This is a genomic window from Vitreoscilla filiformis (assembly GCF_002222655.1).
Classification (GTDB): Bacteria; Pseudomonadota; Gammaproteobacteria; order Burkholderiales; family Burkholderiaceae_C; genus Ideonella; species Ideonella filiformis.
Map to the genome: position 1 here is coordinate 1449320 of NZ_CP022423.1, position 19346 is coordinate 1468665.

General features: G+C 65.5%; 22 protein-coding genes. 12 read left to right on the forward strand and 10 right to left on the reverse strand.

What is annotated here, in order from left to right:
- Nucleotides 1–51: 51 nt before the first annotated feature.
- The 6 genes from VITFI_RS06860 to VITFI_RS06885 all read left to right on the forward strand — a co-directional run bounded on the left by VITFI_RS06860 (nt 52) and on the right by VITFI_RS06885 (nt 4788).
- Nucleotides 52–318 carry a phenol hydroxylase subunit gene (locus tag VITFI_RS06860; RefSeq protein ID WP_089416346.1) on the forward strand — a complete coding sequence of 89 codons (267 nt, stop codon included), beginning with the start codon at nt 52–54 and terminating at the stop codon, nt 316–318.
- 36 nt (nt 319–354) lie between these two features.
- The gene (locus VITFI_RS06865; RefSeq protein WP_089416347.1) at nt 355–1353 is read left to right on the forward strand and encodes an aromatic/alkene monooxygenase hydroxylase subunit beta; all 999 of its coding nucleotides are present in this window, start codon (nt 355–357) and stop codon (nt 1351–1353) included.
- Between the two features lie 44 nt (nt 1354–1397).
- Nucleotides 1398–1670: an MmoB/DmpM family protein gene (locus VITFI_RS06870; protein WP_089416348.1), complete on the forward strand. Its 273-nt coding sequence runs from the start codon at nt 1398–1400 to the stop codon at nt 1668–1670.
- 74 nt (nt 1671–1744) lie between these two features.
- A complete protein-coding gene (locus VITFI_RS06875; RefSeq protein WP_089416349.1) occupies nt 1745–3298 on the forward strand; it encodes an aromatic/alkene/methane monooxygenase hydroxylase/oxygenase subunit alpha in 1554 nt (517 codons plus the stop codon).
- Between the two features lie 32 nt (nt 3299–3330).
- Nucleotides 3331–3705: a phenol hydroxylase subunit P4 gene (locus VITFI_RS06880; protein ID WP_089416350.1), complete on the forward strand. Its 375-nt coding sequence runs from the start codon at nt 3331–3333 to the stop codon at nt 3703–3705.
- A 21-nt stretch (nt 3706–3726) separates the two neighbouring features.
- A complete protein-coding gene (locus VITFI_RS06885; protein WP_089416351.1) occupies nt 3727–4788 on the forward strand; it encodes an NADH:ubiquinone reductase (Na(+)-transporting) subunit F in 1062 nt (353 codons plus the stop codon).
- Here VITFI_RS06885 and VITFI_RS06890 read toward each other — a convergent pair.
- Nucleotides 4775–5689, reverse strand: coding sequence for a LysR substrate-binding domain-containing protein (locus tag VITFI_RS06890; RefSeq protein ID WP_089416352.1), 915 nt, complete (start codon nt 5687–5689; stop codon nt 4775–4777). The genes VITFI_RS06885 and VITFI_RS06890 overlap by 14 nt on opposite strands.
- A gap of 167 nt (nt 5690–5856) precedes the next feature.
- On the opposite strand from VITFI_RS06890, the gene VITFI_RS06895 reads away from it, so the two are divergent.
- From VITFI_RS06895 to VITFI_RS06910, 4 genes are read left to right on the forward strand one after another with little or no spacing between them, the layout of a single operon-like run.
- Nucleotides 5857–6201 carry a 2Fe-2S iron-sulfur cluster binding domain-containing protein gene (locus VITFI_RS06895; RefSeq protein WP_089416353.1) on the forward strand — a complete coding sequence of 115 codons (345 nt, stop codon included), beginning with the start codon at nt 5857–5859 and terminating at the stop codon, nt 6199–6201.
- A 27-nt stretch (nt 6202–6228) separates the two neighbouring features.
- On the forward strand, nt 6229–7155 hold the full coding sequence (locus VITFI_RS06900) for a catechol 2,3-dioxygenase (RefSeq protein WP_089416354.1): 927 nt from the start codon (nt 6229–6231) through the stop codon (nt 7153–7155).
- Nucleotides 7155–7589, forward strand: a complete 435-nt coding sequence (locus VITFI_RS06905) for a GlcG/HbpS family heme-binding protein (RefSeq protein ID WP_232476679.1) — start codon at nt 7155–7157, stop codon at nt 7587–7589. Before VITFI_RS06900 ends, VITFI_RS06905 begins: the two co-directional genes overlap by 1 nt.
- Nucleotides 7590–7627: 38 nt before the next feature.
- Nucleotides 7628–9082: a 2-hydroxymuconic semialdehyde dehydrogenase gene (locus tag VITFI_RS06910; RefSeq protein ID WP_089416355.1), complete on the forward strand. Its 1455-nt coding sequence runs from the start codon at nt 7628–7630 to the stop codon at nt 9080–9082.
- 29 nt (nt 9083–9111) lie between these two features.
- On the opposite strand, the gene glcF is transcribed toward VITFI_RS06910, so the two are convergent.
- From glcF to VITFI_RS06945, 7 genes are read right to left on the reverse strand one after another with little or no spacing between them, the layout of a single operon-like run.
- A complete protein-coding gene (glcF, locus tag VITFI_RS06915; protein WP_089416356.1) occupies nt 9112–10386 on the reverse strand; it encodes a glycolate oxidase subunit GlcF in 1275 nt (424 codons plus the stop codon).
- A gap of 17 nt (nt 10387–10403) precedes the next feature.
- Entirely contained in the window at nt 10404–11507 is a 1104-nt protein-coding gene (gene glcE, locus VITFI_RS06920) for a glycolate oxidase subunit GlcE (protein ID WP_232476680.1), read from the reverse strand.
- Nucleotides 11508–11523: 16 nt separating this feature from the next.
- Nucleotides 11524–13026 (reverse strand): FAD-linked oxidase C-terminal domain-containing protein, encoded by a 1503-nt coding sequence (locus VITFI_RS06925; protein ID WP_089416357.1) that lies wholly within the window; start codon nt 13024–13026, stop codon nt 11524–11526.
- A 10-nt stretch (nt 13027–13036) separates the two neighbouring features.
- Nucleotides 13037–14251, reverse strand: coding sequence for an FIST signal transduction protein (locus VITFI_RS06930; RefSeq protein ID WP_198301655.1), 1215 nt, complete (start codon nt 14249–14251; stop codon nt 13037–13039).
- Nucleotides 14244–15026 (reverse strand): PhaM family polyhydroxyalkanoate granule multifunctional regulatory protein, encoded by a 783-nt coding sequence (locus VITFI_RS06935; RefSeq protein WP_089416359.1) that lies wholly within the window; start codon nt 15024–15026, stop codon nt 14244–14246. The genes VITFI_RS06930 and VITFI_RS06935 overlap by 8 nt, the downstream gene beginning before the upstream one ends.
- Nucleotides 15023–16081 carry a TraB/GumN family protein gene (locus VITFI_RS06940; RefSeq protein WP_089416360.1) on the reverse strand — a complete coding sequence of 353 codons (1059 nt, stop codon included), beginning with the start codon at nt 16079–16081 and terminating at the stop codon, nt 15023–15025. The genes VITFI_RS06935 and VITFI_RS06940 overlap by 4 nt, the downstream gene beginning before the upstream one ends.
- Nucleotides 16078–16956 carry a fumarylacetoacetate hydrolase family protein gene (locus tag VITFI_RS06945; protein ID WP_089416361.1) on the reverse strand — a complete coding sequence of 293 codons (879 nt, stop codon included), beginning with the start codon at nt 16954–16956 and terminating at the stop codon, nt 16078–16080. Before VITFI_RS06945 ends, VITFI_RS06940 begins: the two co-directional genes overlap by 4 nt.
- 47 nt (nt 16957–17003) lie before the next feature.
- On the opposite strand from VITFI_RS06945, the gene VITFI_RS06950 reads away from it, so the two are divergent.
- Together VITFI_RS06950 and VITFI_RS06955 are read left to right on the forward strand one after the other, a co-directional pair.
- Nucleotides 17004–18092, forward strand: a complete 1089-nt coding sequence (locus VITFI_RS06950; RefSeq protein ID WP_089416362.1) for a hypothetical protein — start codon at nt 17004–17006, stop codon at nt 18090–18092.
- A gap of 39 nt (nt 18093–18131) precedes the next feature.
- The gene (locus tag VITFI_RS06955; protein WP_089418011.1) at nt 18132–18434 is read left to right on the forward strand and encodes an antibiotic biosynthesis monooxygenase family protein; all 303 of its coding nucleotides are present in this window, start codon (nt 18132–18134) and stop codon (nt 18432–18434) included.
- Nucleotides 18435–18470: 36 nt separating this feature from the next.
- Here the strand turns inward: VITFI_RS06955 and erpA are convergent, their stop codons facing one another.
- Nucleotides 18471–18845, reverse strand: a complete 375-nt coding sequence (gene erpA / locus VITFI_RS06960; RefSeq protein WP_089416363.1) for an iron-sulfur cluster insertion protein ErpA — start codon at nt 18843–18845, stop codon at nt 18471–18473.
- Nucleotides 18846–18884: 39 nt separating this feature from the next.
- Nucleotides 18885–19331 carry a bactofilin family protein gene (locus VITFI_RS06965; protein ID WP_089416364.1) on the reverse strand — a complete coding sequence of 149 codons (447 nt, stop codon included), beginning with the start codon at nt 19329–19331 and terminating at the stop codon, nt 18885–18887.
- Nucleotides 19332–19346 lie beyond the last annotated feature (15 nt).

Below are 19346 nucleotides of genomic sequence, written 5' to 3' on the forward strand. Positions count from 1 at the left end.
ATTGGGTCTGGGCTTTGCAATCTGGTTCGGACATTTGCTGTCCGTGCTGCCATGACCTCCCTGCCTGCCTTTGATCCCCGCCAGAAGTTCATCCGCGTTGTCGAGCAGCGTGCCGATGGGCTGGTCGAGTTCGAGTTCGCAGTGGGCGAGCCGGAGTTGTTCGTCGAGATGCTGCTGCCGCGTGCGGCCTTCGAAGATTTTTGTGCCGCGCAGGGCGTGCAGCCCGTGTGGCTGGTGCCGCCCCCGCTCGCACCCGACGACAGCGCCGCCGACCACGCCTGGACGTGGACGCTGCACGACGCCCTGCGCCGCACCTGACCCGCCGCCCCATTCCACCAAGAGGAGACACCCCGGATGAGCACCATCGACCTGCGCACCGTCAGCATCAAGCCGCTGCGCCACACCTTCACCCATGTGGCCAAGCGCATCGGCGGCGACAAGCCCGCCACGCGCTACCAAGAAGGCACCTTCGACATTCAGGCGACCGAGAATTTCCACTACCGCCCGACGTGGGATCCAGAGCACGAGATTTTTGACCCGCGCCGCACCGCCATTGTCATGAAGGACTGGTACGCGCTGAAGGATCCGCGCCAGTTCTATTACGGCACCTACACCCAGGCCCGCGCCCGCCAGCAGGAAAACACCGAATCGAACTTCGATTTCGTCGAGTCGCGTGGCTTGGCCGCTGGCCTGCCGGATGCCACGCGCCAGCTGGCGCTGGACGTGCTGCTGCCGCTGCGCCACCTGGCCTGGGGCGGCAACATGAACAACGCCTATATCTGCGCCTATGGCTATGGCACCGCCATCACCCAGCCGCACATTTATCAGGCGATGGATCACCTGGGCATTGCGCAGTACCTCACCCGCATCGGTTTGGCGCTGGCGGACACCGAGGCGCTGCAAACCGCCAAGGCGCAGTGGATGGACGACCCGAAGTGGCAGGGCCTGCGCCGCTACGTCGAGGACTGCTTTGTGCAGCAAGACTGGTTCGAACTGTTCGTGGCGCAAAACCTGGTGCTGGACGGCGTGCTGTATCCGCTGGTCTACCAAACCATCGTCGATGACGTGCTGGTGAGCCAAGGCGGCGCGGCGGTGTCGATGCTGACCCAGTTCATGGGCGATTGGCACACCGAAACCGCCAAGTGGGTCGATGCCCAGATCAAGGTGGCGGCGGCGGAATCGCCGGAAAACAAAGCCAAGTTGGGCGAGTGGACGGCGGCCTGGCTGGCCCGTGCGCTGGAAGCCATCACGCCGCTGGCGCAGCACGCTTTGGGCGACAAGGCCGAAGCCGCGCTGGACGACGTGACCCGCCAATTCAAGGCCCGCGCCACCAAGGCCGGCTTGGTGCTCTGAGCCACCCCGCGCATCCCCCTACAAAAACACCTGGAGACACCCGCATGTCCAAAGTTTTTCTGGCGCTGCAACTGACGGATGACAGCCGCGCCATCGTCGAGGCCCTGTTGGCCGACAACCCCCACGCCACCCTCGAAGAACAGCCGGCGATGGTGAAGATCAACGCCGAGAACTCGCTCACGCTGAAGCGCGAATCGGTGTCCGAGCGGCTGGGCCGGGACTTCGATCTGCAAGAGCTGCACCTGAGCCTCATCACCCTGACCGGTCACATCGACGAGACCGACGACGAGTTCACGCTGAGCTGGGGCCGCGCTTAACGGCGCCGCCCGCAGACGCCCACGCCGCCACCCCAAGCACCGCACACGCCCTGCACACACTGGAGACAACGCTCATGGACATGAACGTCGCCAAGAAAAAGCTCAGCCTGAAAGAACGCTACGCGCTGATGACGCGTGACCTCGACTGGGAAACCACCTACCAACCGAAGGAAAAGGTGTTCCCGTACGTGGAATACGAAGGCATCAAGATCCACGACTGGAACAAGTGGGAAGACCCGTTCCGTCTGACGATGGACGCCTACTGGAAGTACCAGGCCGAGAAGGAAAAGAAGCTCTACGCCATCATCGATGCCTTCGCCCAGAACAACGGCCACCTGGGCTTGACCGATGCGCGTTACATCAACACCCTGAAGCTGTTCTTGAACGGCATCAGCCCGCTGGAATACATGGCGCACCGGGGTTTTGCCCATGTGGGCCGCCAATTCCCGGGGGTGGGCACCCGCGTGGCGTGCTTGATGCAGTCGCTCGATGAGATCCGTCACTCGCAGACGCAGATCCACTCGATGTCGAACTACAACAAGTATTACAACGGGCTGCACAGCTTCCCGCAGATGCTGCAACGTGTCTGGTACATGAGCGTGCCGCGTTCGTTCTTCGACGACGCTGTCACTGCCGGGCCGTTCGAATTCATGGTGGCCATCGGCTTCTCGTTCGAGTATGTGCTGACGAACCTGCTGTTCGTGCCCTTCGTCTCGGGTGCGGCCTACAACGGCGACATGGGCGCGATGACCTTCGGCTTCTCGGCGCAATCCGATGAAGCGCGTCACATGACGCTGGGCCTGGAAGTCATCAAGTTCATCCTGGAGCAAGACCCGGACAACCTGCCCATCGTGCAGCGCTGGATCGACAAGTGGACGTGGCGCGGTTATCGCGTGCTGACCCTGGTCGGCATGATGATGGACTACATGCTGCCCAAGCGCGTGATGAGCTGGAAGGAAGCCTGGGAGGTGTACTTCGAGCAGAACGGCGGCGCGCTGTTCAAGGATCTGGAGCGTTACGGCATCCGCCCGCCGAAGTGGCTGGACCAGATCGAGAAGGACAAGGATCACATCTCGCACCAAGCCTGGGCGACGTTCTACCAATACTCGGCCGCTTCCAACTTCCACGGCTGGATGCCTTCGGCAGAGGAAATGGACTGGCTTTCGGCCAAGTACCCGAACAGCTTCGACAAGTATTACCGCCCGCGTTTCGAGCACTGGCGCGACGAAGCGGCCAAGGGCAATCGGCACTACAACACCACGCTGCCGATGCTGTGCCAGACCTGCCAGATCCCGATGATCTTCACCGAGCCGGACGACCCGACGCAGATCTGCTACCGCGAGTCCACCTACCACGGCATGAAGTTCCACTTCTGCTCGGACGGCTGCAAGGACATCTTCGATCACGAGCCGGAGAAGTACCAACAAAGCTGGCTGCCGGTGCATCAGATCTACCAAGGCAACTGCTTCAACCCGGGCGTCGATCCGACCGCCGAGGGCTTCCAGCCGCTGCCCGCCGTGCTCGATTACTACAACGTGCAAATGGGCCGGGACAACATGGATTTCGAAGGCTCGGAAGACCAGAAGAACTTCGCAGCTTGGCGCGGCCAAGCCACGTCGAACACCTGACCGCCCGAACCTGAGCCAAGGAGACAACGACCATGACCGTCGCCGCCATCAAGGCATACGACTTTCCGCCCGCCGACAGCCTGGATAAGTTCCACGGCGCCCAACTGATTTACGTCGGTTGGGATCAGCACTTGCTGTTCTGCGCCCCGTTCTGCTTCCCGCTGCCGCCCTCGATGCCGTTCGGCGCGTTGGTGGAGCAGGTGCTGCCCGGCGCCTTCGGGTACCACCCGGAGTTCAAGCAGATCGACTGGCGCCAAGTGCAATGGCTGCGCAGCAACGGCACCGCTGCGGGTGAGCCGTTCACGCCGGACTTTGCCAAGTCGCTGGCCGAAAACGGGCTGGGGCACAAGGATGCGATCCGCTTCCGCACGCCGGGCTTGAACGGCATCCAGGGCAGCGCGTCCTGAAACGGGTGAGGGGTTTTTGAGATGTCGTACCAACTCACCATCGAGCCGCTGGGCCAAACCATCGACGTGGAAGACGGGCAAACGCTGCTCGATGCCGCCCTGCGCGCCGGCTTCTACCTGCCTCATGCCTGCTGCCACGGCTTGTGCGCCACCTGCAAAGTGACGGTGGTGGATGGCGAAGTCGATCACGGCGAAGCCTCCAACTTCGCCCTGATGGACTACGAGCGCGAGGAGGGCAAATGCCTGGCCTGCTGCGCCCGCCCGCAAAGCGATGTGGTGATCGAAGCCGACATCGACGAAGACCCCGACGCCCGCAACCTGCCGGTGCGGGACTTTGCCGGCACCGTCAGCCGCATTGAAGACCTCACGCCCACCATCAAGGGCGTGTGGGTTGAGCTGGACGAGCCGATGGACTTCCAGGCCGGCCAGTACGTCAACCTGATGCTGCCGGACGGCTCGGGCTCACGCGCTTTCTCGCTGGCCAATGCGCCGCAGCAAGCGGGCGAGGTGGAGCTGAACATCCGCTACGTGCCCGGCGGCCAGGCCACGACCTGGGTTCACCAAGCGTTGAAGAAGGGCGACCGGGTGAAACTGGCCGGGCCGTATGGGCGCTTCTTCGTGCGCAAGTCGGCGGATTCGCCGTCGCTGTTCTTGGCGGGTGGCTCCGGTTTGTCGAGCCCGAAATCCATGATCTTGGATTTGCTGGCCGAAGGTTCCACCCAGCCGATGACGCTGGTCTACGGCGCCCGCAACCAAGCCGAGCTGTACGACCACGGTTTGTTCGTGGAACTGGCCGCGCAGCACGCGCACTTCAGTTATGTGCCGGTGCTGTCCAACGAGCCGGACGATTCCGGCTGGACGGGCGCACGCGGCTTCGTTCACGACGCCGCCAAAGCGCATTTCAACAATGACTTCCGGGGCCGCAAAGCCTACCTGTGCGGCCCGCCGGTGATGATCGAAGCCTGCATCGCCACGCTGATGCAAGGCCGGCTGTTCGAGCGCGACATCTACACCGAGAAATTCCTCTCAGCGGCGGATGCGAGCCAGCAGCTCACCCGCAGCCCGCTGTTCAAGCGCCTGTGAGTGGAGGTTGGCCGTGTTCTGCCGCAAAGCCCCGCACCACCGCCAGGAAAGCGGCAAGCACGGGCGACGGGTCGGCGCGGCGGTAGAGGCAACTCAGCTCCACCTCGCGCAGATGGCGGCTTTGCAGTGGTCGGTAAGTCACGCCGGGCAATTGCAAACTGGCCGTCGAGGCGGTGGTGATGCACAGCCCAAAACCCGAAGCCACCAAGGCAATGCACGTCAGCACGTCTTCGACCTGCTGTTCGACGCGCAGCAACGCGCCTTCTTGGCGAAACGCCGCCATCACTTCTTCCGCCAGCCCGCGCATGGGAATGTTGGGGTAGAGGATGAGCGGCACGTCGTCCAGATCGCGGATGGTGATGGCGGTCTTTTGTGCCAGCGGATGGCGCACCGGCAAGCCGACCATCATCGGCTCACGCATCACCTGTTCGACGCACAAGTCATCCTGCGGCGGCACCAGCCGGTTGAAGCCAACGGTGATGCGGCGCTCGCGCAGCGCGTCGAGCTGTTCGGCTTTGGTGAGGTTGTGCAGCACGATTTTCACCTCGGGCCGCTCGCGGTGAAAACGTGCCAGCACACGCGGAATCGCATCCAGGATGCCCGAACCAAACGTGGCCACGTCCAGCCGACCGGTGAGGCCCTGCCCGGCGCGTTGGGTGCGTTCCTTGGCGCGCTGCGCCAGGCTGAGCAGGTTGGGCACTTCGTCCAGCAGGGCTTGGCCGGCTTCGGTCAGCTCCACGCCCTTGGTGGTGCGGATGAACAGCAGCGTGCCCAGCTCCTCCTCCAATGCGCGGATTTGGCGCGTGAGCGGCGGCTGCGCCATGTGCAGGCGCTCGGCAGCGCGGCCAAAGTTGCGCTCTTCAGCGAGCGCGAGGAAGTAGCGCATGTGGCGCAGATCCATGGTGGAACTCCGGGTTCGGGCCTTTTTGCCCTGGCTCAAGCGAATACCTTGAAGGTATCAAAGCCGCAATTTTCAGTATTGGACAGTATGGCACGCGCTGCCTATCGTCGCGGGCCACAGGGTCACGGAGCGCACACAAGAACGCCCCGGCCTCAGGAGACACGAGCATGAAATTCCAAGTGCAAATCCAAGACACGGGCGAAACCTACCGCTGCGACGAGCGCGACAGCGTGCTCACCGGCATGGAAAACCTCGGGCGCAAGGGCATTCCCGTGGGCTGTCGCAACGGCGGCTGCGGGGTGTGCAAGGTGGAAGTGGTCGATGGCGACTACGCCGCCCGCGTGATGAGCCGCGAGCACGTCAGCGAGGACGACGAAGCCTGTCGCCGCGTGCTGGCCTGCCGGGTGCGCCCGCGCAGCGACTTGCAAATCAAGGTGATTGGAAAGATGAAAAAAAGCGTCTGCCGCGTTGTTGAGCCGGCTGGCGCACTTGCTTCCCCCTGCTCAACCTGACGACCAACGACCTACGGAGACAACAACATGGCAATGACTGGCGTTTTGCGCCCCGGCCACGCAGTGCTGCGCGTGCTGGATTTGGACGAATCGGTGAAGTTCTACACCGACGTGATGGGCCTGAAGGAAACGGGCCGCGATGCGTCGGGCCGTGTCTACTTCAAGACGCACGACGAGCGCGACCACAACAGCTTCATCATCCGCAAAGCCGACACCGCTGGCCTGGATTGCTTCGCCTTCAAGGTGCTGAACAACGCCACCCTGGACGAGCTGGAAGGCAAGCTGAAAGATTTCGGCGTGACCACCGAGCGCGTGCCTGCCGGTGAAATGCTGGAAACCGGCGAGCGCGTGCGCTTCAAACTGCCGACCGAACACGTCATCGAGCTGTACGCCGAAAAGACCGACGTGGGCAACGGCCTGGGCTACACCAATCCCGAAGCTTGGCTGCCGGACACCAAGGGCATCAACCCGATTCGCATGGATCACTGCCTGATCTACGGCCCGGACATCGACGCCAACAAGAAGCTGTTCGAGGAAGTGCTGGGCTTCACGCTGGTGGAGCGCGTCAAGCTCGAAGACGGCACCACCGACCTGGCCACCTGGCTGACCTGCTCGGCCAAGGCGCACGACATCGCCATGGTGCGCCACGGCGAGCCGGGCAAGCTGCACCATGTGAGTTTCCTGCTGCAAAGCTGGGAGCAGGTGCTGCGTGCGGCGGACATCATGTCGATGAACCGCGTCTCCATCGACATCGGCCCGACCCGCCACGGCGTGACACGCGGCACGACGATCTATTTCTTCGACCCGTCTGGCAACCGCCTGGAAACCTTCTGCGGCGGCTACGACTTCTACCCCGACATGCACCCAACCACCTGGACGTGGGATGAAGTCGGTGCTGGCGTGTTCTATCACGACCGCAAGCTCAACGAACGCTTCCTGACGGTGGTGACCTGATGGGCCAGGCAGCCTCTTCGACCGTGATGCACGTCATCACCTCCGAGGCTGCCGCCGCTGCCACCCAGGCAGCGGTGGCACATGCCGAGGCGCTGGGCATACGCATCAACGTCGCCGTCACCGATGCGTCGGGCGTGCTGATGGCGTTCTTGCGCATGCCCGGCGCCTTTTTGCATTCCATCGACATCGCCATCGACAAGGCTTACACAGCGGCCAGTTTTGGTTTTCCGACCTCGCAATGGGGCAGCGTCCTCGGGCAAGACGAGTTGTTGCGCATCGGCCTGAACCAGCGGGCGCGCTTGGTGTTGTTTGGCGGCGGGCTGCCGGTGGTGGAGAACGGGCAGCGCATCGGCGGCATTGGCGTGTCGGGTGGGTCGGCGGAGCAGGACGAGTTGTGCGCGCTGGCCGGGCTGCGAGCCATCGGTTTGGCGTAGCCCTCACCCCTCAAGTTTTCACAACCTCTTTGAACACCATGAAACAGTTCCTCAACTTCATCAACGGCGAGTTCGTCGCCACCGGCAAGACGTTCGAGAAGCGTGCGCCGGTGAACAACCAAGTCATCGGCCAGGTTCACGAAGCCGGCCAGGCCGAGGTGGATGCGGCTGTGGCTGCTGGCCGCGCCGCGCTCAAAGGCGAATGGGGCAAGATGAGCGTGGTGCGCCGCGCCGAGCTGCTGCACGCCGTGGCCGACGAGATCAACCGCCGCTTCGACGAGTTCCTCGAAGCTGAGTTGGCCGACACCGGCAAGCCGCGCTCGCTGGCCAGCCACATCGATATTCCACGCGGTGCCGCCAACTTCAAGATCTTTGCGGACATCGTCAAAAACGTGCCCACCGAGAGCTTCCAAATGACGACGCCCGATGGTGGCACGGCCATCAGCTATGCGGCCCGCTCGCCGCTGGGCGTGGTCGGCGTGATCTGCCCGTGGAACCTGCCGCTGTTGCTGATGACCTGGAAGGTCGGCCCGGCGCTGGCGTGCGGCAACGTGGTCATCGTCAAGCCGTCGGAAGAAACCCCGGCCACCGCCACGCTGCTGGGCGAGGTGATGAACACCGTGGGCATCCCCAAGGGCGTTTATCAAGTGGTGCATGGCTTCGGCCCGAATTCGGCGGGGGAATTCCTCACCAAGAACCCCGGCGTGAACGGCATCACCTTCACGGGTGAAACCCGCACCGGCGAGGCCATCATGGCCGCTGCCGCCAAGGGCGTGCGCCCGGTGAGTTTTGAGTTGGGCGGCAAGAACGCCGGCGTGGTGTTTGCCGATGCGGATTTTGAGAAAGCCGTGGCCGGCATCACCCGCAGCGCGTTTGAAAACTGCGGCCAGGTCTGCCTGGGTACCGAGCGCGTCTATGTGCAGCGCCCGATTTTCGACAAGTTCGTCGCCGCGCTGAAAGCCAAGGCCGAGGCGCTCAAGGTCGGCCCGAGCCACGAACCGGGCGTGGGCCTGGGGCCGCTGATTTCCGCCGAGCACAAAGCCAAGGTGTTGAGTTACTACGCCAAGGCCCAGGCCGAAGGCGCCACCGTGGTGACGGGCGGCGGCGTGCCGGAGATGCCGGGTGAGTTTGCCAACGGCCATTTCGTCCAGCCGACGATTTGGACGGGCCTGCCGGAAACCGCCAGCGTGATCCGCGAAGAAATTTTCGGCCCGTGCTGCCACATCGCCCCGTTCGACACGGAAGAAGAAGCCGTGGCCCTGGCCAACGCCACCGATTACGGCCTGGCCACCACGGTGTGGACGCAGGATCTGGGCACCGCCCACCGCATGGCCTCGGCCATCGACGTGGGGCTGGTGTGGATCAACTCGTGGTTCCTGCGGGATTTGCGCACCGCCTTCGGCGGCGCCAAGGCCTCCGGCATTGGTCGCGAAGGCGGCGTGCATTCGCTGGAGTTCTACACCGAGCTGAAGAACGTGATGATCAAGCTCTGAGGTGGCCCCGGGTGAGGCCACCCGGTGGGTCAGCGCTTGAGGGCGGCGGAAACGGCCTCATCCAACACCTCAATCCAGTGCTTGACCGGGCGCCCACTGCCCCCCTGCAAATGCTGAATGCAGCCGATGTTGGCGGACACCAGCACGGCGCCCGGCACGTCTTGCAAACTCGCCAACTTGCGGTCACGCAGTTGGCCGGCCAGCTCGGGCTGCAACACAGAATACGTGCCCGCTGAACCGCAGCACAGGTGCGCGTCCACCGGCGCGGTGCGCACGGCAAAGCCCAATTCGCCCAGGTGCTTTTCGACTTGGCCGCGCAGCTTCTGCCCGTGTTGCAGCGTGCAAGGTGGGTGGTAGGCCAGGGGGATGGGCTCGTCGTCCTCATCGCGGGCGGTGGCCAGCAGCGGGCCCAGCACCGCCACCACATCGGGCAGCAGCTCGGACACATCCCGCGCCAACTCGCTCACCCGGCGGGCTTTGTCGGCGTAACGGGCATCGTGGGCCAGGTGCAGGCCGTACTCTTTCACGGTCACGCCGCACGCGCTGGCGTTCATGACGATGGCCTCCACCGCCGCTCCCGATGCAGCCTCAATGTGCGGCCACCAAGCGTCGATGTTGCGCCGCATGTCGGCCAAGCCGCCTTCGTGGTCGGCCAGATGGCTGCGCAGGGCGCCGCAACAACCAGCGGAAGCGGCGATCACGGTTTGAATCCCGGCGGCATCCAACACCCGCGCCGTGGCGACGTTGATGTTGGGCATCAGCGTGGGTTGTACGCAACCGGCCAGCATCAGCACTTTGCGGGCATGGGCACGTTGGGGCCAGCGCTGGGCGGGGACTTTTTCCGCCTGGGCAGGTACCTTGTCGCGCAGCGCTTCGGGGAGCAGGCTGCGCACGCTGCGCCCCACCGTCATCGCCGGCTTGAACGCTTTGGAGGTCAGCCCTTCTTTGAGCAGCCAGCGCACGGTGCGCTCTTTGTTGGAGCGTGGCACCTTGGCTTCCACCAAACGCCGGCCAATGTCCACCAACTGGCCATATTGGACGCCGCTGGGGCAGGTGGTTTCGCAGTTGCGGCAGGTCAGGCAGCGATCCAGGTGGGTTTGCGTGGTGCTCGTCACCGGGGCGCCTTCGAGCATCTGCTTGATGAGGTAGATGCGACCGCGTGGGCTGTCCAACTCATCGCCCAGCAACTGGTAGGTCGGGCAGGTGGCGGTGCAGAAACCGCAGTGAACGCACTTGCGCAGGATGGCTTCGGCGGCCTCGCCCTCGGGCGTGCCGGCAAATTCAGGAGCGAGATGGGTTTGCATCGGTCAAATTCACGCGCTCACAGCGCCGGGTGCAGCCGCTGACGGTTAAAAAGATGGTGCGGATCAAACGCCGCTTTGACTTGGCGGTGCAACCGCAGCAAGGGCGCCGACAGCGGTGCAGCCACGCTGGCATCCCCGCGAGGCCCGCCTCGGAACAAGGTCGCATGGCCGCGTGCGGCGGCGGCGGCTTCCTGCAACACCGCCGGCAGCGCCGTGGTCACGACCCAGCGTTGCGCGCCGCCCCATTCGATCAACTGTTCACCCGCCAGGTTGAGGCGCGGGGCCGTCGGCGCCACCGACAGCCGCCACAGCGCCGCACCGCTTTCGATGGCCCGCTCGGCGTTGTGGAAAAACTCGTCGCGCTGGTCGCGCAGACCTTCCCAAAAGCCATGGGCAAATTCTTCCGGGATGATCTCGCCGCCCAGCCGACGGTGTGCGGCTTGCACGGCGGCTTCGGCACCGCGCAGGCGCAGCACCAGCACATCGTCCCACCACGCGCTGGCGGACAGCGGCAGCGGTTGCCCCGCCCATTCGTTCAGGCGGCGCAGCGCGGTGGACTGATCCAAGTCGAAACGCAAGGTGAGGGTCATCGGGGCGATGGGCAGCACCTTGAGCGAGACCTCACAAATCACCCCCAGCGTGCCCATCGAGCCGGCCAACAGGCGGGACACGTCGTAACCCGCCACGTTTTTCATCACCTGCCCGCCAAAACTCAGCAACTCCCCCTTGCCGTTGAGCAAGGTGGCGCCGAGCACGTAATCCCGCACGCCCCCCACCACGGCGCGGGCCGGCCCAGCCAAGCCGGCAGCCACCATGCCGCCCACCGTGGTGTGGCGGCGGTCGCTGCCGTGGCGGGGCGGCTCAAAAGCCAAACACTGGCCGTTTTGCGCCAGCAGGGCTTCGAGGGAGATCAGCGGCGTGCCTGCGGCCACCGTCACCACCAGCTCGGAGGGCTCGTAGCTCAGGATGCCTTGCAAATCGCGGGTGTCGAGGATGTCCCCCACCGGCGTGCCGCCGTAAAAGTCTTTGCTGCCCCCGCCTCGGATGCGCAGGGCGCGGCCATCGCCCGCCGCTTGGCGCACGGTTTCGATCAGGCTGGACAAGGCCACCGTCATCTTCATGGTCTCGTGGCCTCCGTCAGAAGCGTTCCAGCTCGGGGAACGCAAGCAACCCACGCTTGACGTGCATCTTGCCGTACTCGGCGCAGCGGTGCAGCGTGGGGATGACCTTGCCGGGGTTGAGCAATTCTTGCGGGTCGAACGCCCGTTTCAAGGCTTGCATTTGTTCGCGCTCGGCGGGGCTGAATTGCACACACATGGAATTGAGTTTTTCGATGCCGACGCCGTGTTCACCCGTCACCGTGCCGCCCATGGCGACGCTGGTTTCCAAAATCTCCGCGCCGAATTGTTCGCAGCGCCGCAGTTGATCCGGGTCGTTGGCATCAAACAGAATCAGCGGGTGCAAGTTACCGTCACCCGCGTGGAACACGTTGCAGCAGCGCAGGTTGTACTTGCGTTCCATGTCGGCGATGGCCAGCAGGATGTCGGCCAAGCGGCTGCGCGGGATGGTCGAATCCATGCACATGTAATCTGGGCTGATGCGCCCGGACGCCGGGAAAGCATTTTTGCGCCCACTCCAAAACTTCAGGCGCTGCGCTTCGTCTTGGCTGACCGCCATGCGGGTGGCACCCGCCCGACCCAGCACCTGCATCATGTGGGCGATTTCTTCTTCGACCTCTTCGGCGGTGCCATCGCTCTCACACAGCAGGATGGCGGCAGCGTCCAGGTCGTAGCCGGCGTGAACAAAATCTTCGACGGCGGCGGTCATGGGTTTATCCATCATCTCCAAGCCGGCGGGGATGATGCCGTTGGCGATGATCGCCGCCACCGCTTCACCGGCTTGGCGCACATCGGCGAAGCTGGCCATGATGCAGCGCGCCACCTGCGGTTTGGGCGTGAGTTTGACGGTGACTTCGGTCACCACCGCCAACATGCCCTCGCTGCCGACCACCACGCTGAGCAAATCCAGCCCGGGCCCCTCCAGCGCCTCACTGCCGAATTCCACCGCCTCGCCTTCGACGGTGAAACCGCGCAGTTTGAGCACGTTGTGCAACGTCAGGCCGTACTTCAGGCAATGCACGCCGCCGGAGTTTTCCGCCACGTTGCCGCCGATGGTGCAAGCGATTTGGCTCGATGGGTCGGGGGCGTAATACAGCCCATGGGCGGCCACCGCTTCCGAAATCGCCAAGTTGCGCACGCCGCACTGCACGGTGGCGGTGCGGGCCAGGGCGTCGATGGCGAGGATGCGGTTGAACTTCGCCAGCCCCAGCGTGACGCCCATCGGGTGCGGCATGGCCCCACCGGACAGGCCCGTGCCCGCCCCCCGCGCCACCACGGGCACACCGAGCCGGTGGCAGGTTTGCAGCACGGCGGCCACCTGCGCTTCGTTCTCAGGCAGGGCCACGGCCAAGGGGCGCTCTCGGTAGGCGCTCAGGCCGTCGCATTCGTAGGGGGTGGTGGCTTCGGGCTGCCACAGCACAGCATGGGCCGGCAGCACCGTTTGCAGCGCCGCCACGACGGTCGATTGACGGGCGGCGCGTTCGCTGGGCGAGGGAGGGGGCGAGGCGGAAGTTGGGTTCATGGGCAGGAGGTCATTCTGCGCTGACGAGCACACTGAGCACGCCGCTGTGGCTGTGCAGTTGCGGGCCGGCGATTTCTCCACCGGCAAAAAAGCCGATGAGCGGCACGTCGCCCAGCGCCTGGCGCACGATGGCCAGTTCAGCCGACGGGCCACCAAAATGCGCGCCACCGCGCCCCAGGCAACTGACGTAAATCGCGCCCAGCAAACGAGCGGCGGGGGTGGGCACGTCGCTGTCCTCGCCGTTGCCTTCGACTTCTTCGCGGATCTCGGTACATAAACGCACCAAGTCGCGCCGGGCGGCCTGCGGATCGCGGCGGCAGAAACAGAGTTGCTGGCCGGGCTCCACCAAGTCGGCCAAGGCCATGGCGCGCCGGCCCGGGTCGATGCCGATGAGCGGGCGCACATGGGTGTCGGCGTTGAGCGAGCCACCGGGGTCGAGCATGGCATGGTGCGCGGGCGCCACGGCGACGAACACCTGGCGCAAGCGCTGGATCAGCGCCGGATCGGGCGTTTGGTGCGCCTGGATCACCCCGCCACCCGCTTCGGCCAAGAGCACGTCGAGGGCGGGCTCATCGTCCAGCGCCAGCACCATTGGGCCGTCCGTGGCAGTGACGGTGAACGGTTCACCCACCGGCCAACAGCCTTGGCTCAAGCGGGTGATCCATCGCAGCGCTGGTGTGAACGCCACGCCGGACAAGCCCCCTTCCACCGCTTCCCCTGCCCATTGCGCTGGCCGGCCCCGGTGGCTCACCAACCCACCGAACAGGCCCACCCCACCCACGCGCTCGGCCAGCTCTTCCACCAGCTCGGGCAAATCGGGCAAGGCCGGATCGGCATGCACCAGGGCGGCGCCCCAGTCTCGCGTGGCGTCCAGAGGCTGGCGACCATGGAAAGTTCGGAAGTGCGCCGGGGGCACGTCCGTCAACATCAGGGCCAGGGCGGGTTCGTGCAGGTATTCGACACCCGTGGCGCACAGCCCGGCCACCGCCGCACCCACCCAGGTCACGCCGGGCCAGCGCTGTTGCGCCTCGGCCAGCACCGCCTCGGCCTGCGGCATCAGACGTTCGGACAGGTAGAGCCAACCCAAGGTCGGCACAAAACGGCGCAGGGTGGCCCGGCGGGCTTCGACCTGCGCCGCCGCCAGCGCCAACGCCATGTGCGCATCCGGATGGGTGGCGTGGCCCAGCAAGCAAGCGCTGGGCGAGGGGGAGCGGGGATCAGTCACTGGTCTTGCGCGTGGTGCGGCGCGGCTTGGCTGCCGGGGCCTCTTCAGCAGCCGGTGGCGGGGTGTCGGAAGCCGCATCGGCAGCCGCGTCGGCAGTCGGGGCAGCGGAGGCCGCCGATTTGCGCGTCCGTTTGGCGCTCACACTGGCTTGCACGGCGGCGTTGGCCACTTCAGCGGCTTGTTGGGCCACGGCAGCGGGCATGGCCACGGCTTGTTTGAAGGTTTCACCTGCCGCGTCCAGGGACTGCTTCATCATCGCCCCCATGGTTTCGCGGGCGGCTTCGGCGCGGCCATCCTTCATGGCGCTGCTGGCGATTTCGGTGAATTGTTGGGTCAACGCCCCCCACCAAGCCATGGGATCGACCACGCCTGGCATCGGGGCTGCCGGGTTGGCGGCGGTGGTGGACGCTGCGGGTGCCGAGGCTGTCGCGGGAGCCGGGGCCGGCGTTGGCGCGGGGGCAGCGGCCACGGACGGCATCTTCAGCGTCATGGCCTCGCGCAGGTCTTTGGCCGAGACGTTCATGCTCTTGAGCGTGGACAGTGTCATGCGCTGCACTTCCATCGCTTGGATGGTGGTGCCGATCATGCGGGCGTTTTGCTCCAGCCAGAACTGCACGGTGCGCAGCTCATTGATGCGTTTTTCCAGTTCGGCTGGATCGAGCGTCGGGGCCACCCACTGGCCCACATTGGGCAGGGCGGCGCCGGCGTTTTTCACCAGCCCTTGCAGAAAATCGAAGCCGGGCACAAAAGCGCCGAAGGGGGAAGCTGTCGTCATGGTCGGTCTCCTGGTTCCGGCATCGGGGATGGCACCGGTTCGAGGCTGGATTGTGCGCTGGGTGGCGGCACCGGCACCAGCTGGGTGACCCGGAAGCCGCGTGCCGCCAGCAAAGCGGGCAAGCCCTGCGGGCCGGTGAGGTGCAAGCTGCCCACGGCCACGAACACCGACAAGCCCGCGTCATGCCACGCCGCGATGCGCTGCACCATGGCCGGATGGCGGGCATCGAGCAGGCGATGCAGCGCGGCGCGTTCGGCGGGCGTGTCGAGGCACTCGCACCATTCGGCGTAGCGGCTCAGGGCATCGAGGTCGCTGCGGGCCCACGCTTCGCCCAGGCGCCGGCCTTGGCGACGCAGAGCACCGTTGTCCAGATCGTCCAGCGCGTGGGCCACAGCGTGTTGGCGCTGGGTGGCGTCCGGCGCCAACAGGGCTTGAACTTGCTGCGCGGGGGTTTCTAAAGCGTCGATGCGTTTGTTCAAACCCCGGGCCAGCCCGGCCAAAAAGCCGTCGATGCCGTAAGCCGGATCCATGCCCTCGCGGCGCAAGGCCAGCAGATTCAGCAGCGTGAGTTGAAACTCCGGGCGCAACCCCGTCAGCATCGATCCCGCGCATTCTTGGGTGGCACGCTGGGCCAAGCGCTGTTGCAACGCTGCCGGCAAAGCAGGGGCATCGGCTGGCACGCTCATCAGGCGTTGGAGCTGGCGCTGGGTGCGTTCATCCAGCGGATCCAGCTCCAGCGCCACCCGCTGCGCCTGGGCCAAGGCGGCGCGCACTTGCGGGCCGGGGAACATCCAATCGCGCTGGGCGGCGTGAATCGTGCCATAGAGCCACGAGCGACGCCCGTCCTTGTCCAGTTGCCACAGCAGCCCACGATCCACCGCTTGGCGCCAACCGGCTTGCACCTCGGGTTCGGTCAGTGGAGCGGGCGCGGGGGGGCAGTCCGGCGTGTCAAGCGCGGGTTCGGCGTGGACGTGCAGCGCACCGGCCAGCAGCCCACTCAGCACCCAGCGCAGACACCGCCCTCCGCGATGCTTCCAACGCGCCATGGGGGTCATGCGAGGTTCTCCTCGGGATCATCGCCATCCGCGTCGATCAACTCGGGCGTGATGGCGCCGAACAGGCTGTGGCCATCGGCGCCGGCCATGTCGATGTGAACGCGCTCGCCCGCGTGCAGGCCGCTCAGTGCCTCGCAGAGCCCTGGCCGGGGGCCGGTGCCGATGAGCGTCCCCGCTCCCAGCGAATGCCCGCGTGCGGCCCAAGCCATGAGCTGGCCAGCGTGCCAGTGCATGGCGGGTTCGGGCGGGTTCCGATACGGCGGCGAGCCATCGCGCTGGATCTCTAGAGGGCGCCGCAGTTGGCCGGCTTGCCAAGCGTCGCCCACTTCGTCGGGCGTGGCCAACACCGGGCTGAAACTGCTGGCCGGCCAAGCGTGCAGCGGATCGGCGCCTTCGGGAAGTGGTCGAACCCACCACGCAGCGGCCAGCCCCAGCAGACGCACCTGGGCCAAAGCAGACGCGGGCGCGGCATGTGCCGGCACATCGCCGGTCAGCATCACCCATTGGGCGTGGCCATCGAGCGAGGCCCCTTCCGGCACGCGCACACGGGCAGCGGGGCCGAGCAGGGCATCGCCTGCGCCGCGTTGCAGCCAGGGGCCAGCGGCCTCGCGCCACGCCTGCGCCACCATCCAGTGGGTGCAGCGGGCCAGTGGCGCCCGGCAGCGTTTCGGCTCGAACGGGAAGGCATGGCGGGCGCGACCGTGGTTCAAGCTGATCGCCAGCTCCTCCAACTGCGGCGCGAGAAAGCCCCAATCGTCCAGCACCTGTTGCAGGCGCGTGGCGATGCCGCTGGCGTAGTGGGCCATGCTCAGATCGTGGGAGACCACCACGAGGTGGCCATCACGCGAACCATCGTCATAACTGGCGAGTTTCATGGGCGAACAAGGCGGGCGTGGCGAAGCACAAGGGGCAGCATTGTGCGATGTCTCAACCTTCTGAGTGGCCCCCCATTCGGCTGGGTTTGGTATTGGCCGTGCTGGGGGCGCATGTGGTGGCGCTTCAGGTGTGGAGCACAGCCCACGCGCCACGCGGGCGCACGGCGCCTGCGGCCCGGCCAGTGATGCGTGTCAGCCTGGTGCCGCAGGCGCCGCACCCTGTGCCTGAATCAACACCCACGCTGGGGCCGCTGACACCCCCACCTGCCACGGCGCCATCGCCACCCCGTCCGGTGCCGACGCTTCGACCTTGGGAAGATCGGGCCGAACTGCCGCCCGCCGTGCCCGTGGCGCCTGAGTTGGCGGCCCCGCGCCCGGTGGTGGCCGCGCCTGATGTGTCGCCTGCCGAGCTGCCCGCTGCCCAAGAGGGGCCGTTGCTGCGCGCCTCCTCCGACCCCACGCCCGACCCAGCGAACTGGCCGACCGACCCGCCACCGCGCTACCGCGTCCAGATCCCGGCGACGGGGAGCTGGTCTTACCACGTAGAGCAAGGGCTGCTGCACGGCCAAGGACGCCTCGACTGGCAGCATGATGCCGGGCGTTACCGCATCGCGCAGCAGGTGAACCTCCCTGGCCGGCCGAGCCAAGATTGGGTGAGCCAAGGTGCGGTGCGGACGGACGCGCTGGGCGGCCTGTCCCCCGAACGTTTGCTGGAGCGGCGGCGCGAACGCCCCCTGCACGCCGTCAATTTTCAGCACGACAAGGGGTTGCTCAGTTTTTCCGACACCCCACTCACCGCCCCCCTGTACGACGGCATGCAAGACCGCCTCAGCGCCTTGGTGCAGTTGGTGGGCATCGTGCAAGCTTGGCCGACGCCGTGGACGGTGGGAGAACGCATCACCCTGCGCGTTGCAGCGCCGCGTGGTGGCCTGGCAGATTGGGTGTGGGAGGTGGTGGCCGTGTCCGACGAGGGCTTGCACCTGCGCCGTGAGCCGACCCAGCCTTACGACTGGCGGGTGGAGCTGTGGTTGGCCTCCTCCCGAGGGCACTGGCCGCAGCGCATGCGCTGGCAACGCTGGCCCGGTGGTGAGCCCATCACCTGGACGTTGCAGGAGAACGCCGGGGTGGCACACTGAGCGGCCCGTGTGAACCAGGAAGAACAAGGAAGCGAACCCATGATTCTGGAACTTGCCGACATCCGCATCCAACCCGGCCGCCAAGCCGAATTCGACGAAGCCATCCAGCGCGGGCTGACCACGGTCATCGCGCACGCCCAGGGGTTCCGGGGCTACAAGGTGAACAAGGGGATCGAAAGCCCAGAACGCTATCTGTTGCAGATTTTTTGGGACACGCTGGAAGACCACACCGTGGCCTTCCGGGGTTCCGAAGCGTTCGGGCAATGGCGGGCCATTGTCGGCCCGTTCTTTGCGGCCCCACCGGTGGTGGAGCACTTTGAGCTGCTGGCCAAATCGGCCTGAGCGCTCACGCCCAGCAGGTGGCGGGCGTCAGACCGGTCAGACCGAGAAGCTGGAGCCGCAGCCGCAGGTGGTCGAAGCGTTCGGGTTCTTGATGACGAACTGCGAACCGCTGAGGTCTTCCTTGTAGTCGATCTCGGCGCCCACCAGGTATTGCAGGCTCATGGCGTCGATCAGCAGGGTGACGCCGTTTTTGGTCATCGGCGTGTCGTCTTCGTTGACGATTTCATCGAAAGTGAAACCGTACTGGAAGCCCGAGCAGCCCCCACCCTGCACGAACACGCGCAGCTTCAGGTCGGGGTTGCCTTCTTCGGCCACCAAATCGGCGACTTTGGCAGCAGCCGCATCGGTGAAGATCAGCGGCGCCGACAGATCCGGGGTTTCGGTGGTGGTGGCTTCTGCAACTGCGGTCATGGCAGGGATTCCTTTGCGTGAATGGCGTCGCCGATGCGATCACTTGGCCGGGATCGGATCTTTGACGTCTTTGAGGTCTTTGGTGTCTTTGCTGTTCTTGGCCCGGGTGATCGGGGTGTCGTCGATCGTCGGCGGTGACAAGGGGCGCAGTTCGCCATTGATCGTGGCGCCTTGGTGCATCTCCAGCGCCTGGTAGGACACATTCCCAATGACGCGGGCCTTGGATTGCAATTCCAGCAACTCGCTGGAGTCCACCGGGCCCAGGATTTGGCCATTGATGATCACATGGCTGGCGATCACCTTGCCGTGGATGCGGGCATTTTCACTGATGACCAGCAAGCTGGAGGTGCCTTCCTCGGCCAGCACATCGCCACGGATTTCACCGTCGATGCGCAAGCCTTCCGCAAAGCGGATCTCGCCGATCACGGTGGTTCCCGCGCCGATCAGGCTACGGATGGGGGGCTGCTTCTTGCTTTTGCCGAACATCAAGGGTTCTCCTGC

Bases quoted from the DNA above. Each gene is read 5' to 3' on its own strand.
- VITFI_RS06860 (WP_089416346.1), top strand. From the start codon at position 52: ATGACCTCCCTGCCTGCCTTTGATCCCCGCCAGAAGTTCATCCGCGTT.
- VITFI_RS06865 (WP_089416347.1), top strand. From the start codon at position 355: ATGAGCACCATCGACCTGCGCACCGTCAGCATCAAGCCGCTGCGCCAC.
- VITFI_RS06870 (WP_089416348.1), top strand. From the start codon at position 1,398: ATGTCCAAAGTTTTTCTGGCGCTGCAACTGACGGATGACAGCCGCGCC.
- VITFI_RS06875 (WP_089416349.1), top strand. From the start codon at position 1,745: ATGGACATGAACGTCGCCAAGAAAAAGCTCAGCCTGAAAGAACGCTAC.
- VITFI_RS06880 (WP_089416350.1), top strand. From the start codon at position 3,331: ATGACCGTCGCCGCCATCAAGGCATACGACTTTCCGCCCGCCGACAGC.
- VITFI_RS06885 (WP_089416351.1), top strand. From the start codon at position 3,727: ATGTCGTACCAACTCACCATCGAGCCGCTGGGCCAAACCATCGACGTG.
- VITFI_RS06890 (WP_089416352.1), bottom strand. From the start codon at position 5,689: ATGGATCTGCGCCACATGCGCTACTTCCTCGCGCTCGCTGAAGAGCGC.
- VITFI_RS06895 (WP_089416353.1), top strand. From the start codon at position 5,857: ATGAAATTCCAAGTGCAAATCCAAGACACGGGCGAAACCTACCGCTGC.
- VITFI_RS06900 (WP_089416354.1), top strand. From the start codon at position 6,229: ATGGCAATGACTGGCGTTTTGCGCCCCGGCCACGCAGTGCTGCGCGTG.
- VITFI_RS06905 (WP_232476679.1), top strand. From the start codon at position 7,155: ATGGGCCAGGCAGCCTCTTCGACCGTGATGCACGTCATCACCTCCGAG.
- VITFI_RS06910 (WP_089416355.1), top strand. From the start codon at position 7,628: ATGAAACAGTTCCTCAACTTCATCAACGGCGAGTTCGTCGCCACCGGC.
- glcF (WP_089416356.1), bottom strand. From the start codon at position 10,386: ATGCAAACCCATCTCGCTCCTGAATTTGCCGGCACGCCCGAGGGCGAG.
- glcE (WP_232476680.1), bottom strand. From the start codon at position 11,507: ATGAAGATGACGGTGGCCTTGTCCAGCCTGATCGAAACCGTGCGCCAA.
- VITFI_RS06925 (WP_089416357.1), bottom strand. From the start codon at position 13,026: ATGAACCCAACTTCCGCCTCGCCCCCTCCCTCGCCCAGCGAACGCGCC.
- VITFI_RS06935 (WP_089416359.1), bottom strand. From the start codon at position 15,026: ATGACGACAGCTTCCCCCTTCGGCGCTTTTGTGCCCGGCTTCGATTTT.
- VITFI_RS06940 (WP_089416360.1), bottom strand. From the start codon at position 16,081: ATGACCCCCATGGCGCGTTGGAAGCATCGCGGAGGGCGGTGTCTGCGC.
- VITFI_RS06945 (WP_089416361.1), bottom strand. From the start codon at position 16,956: ATGAAACTCGCCAGTTATGACGATGGTTCGCGTGATGGCCACCTCGTG.
- VITFI_RS06950 (WP_089416362.1), top strand. From the start codon at position 17,004: ATGTCTCAACCTTCTGAGTGGCCCCCCATTCGGCTGGGTTTGGTATTG.
- VITFI_RS06955 (WP_089418011.1), top strand. From the start codon at position 18,132: ATGATTCTGGAACTTGCCGACATCCGCATCCAACCCGGCCGCCAAGCC.
- erpA (WP_089416363.1), bottom strand. From the start codon at position 18,845: ATGACCGCAGTTGCAGAAGCCACCACCACCGAAACCCCGGATCTGTCG.
- VITFI_RS06965 (WP_089416364.1), bottom strand. From the start codon at position 19,331: ATGTTCGGCAAAAGCAAGAAGCAGCCCCCCATCCGTAGCCTGATCGGC.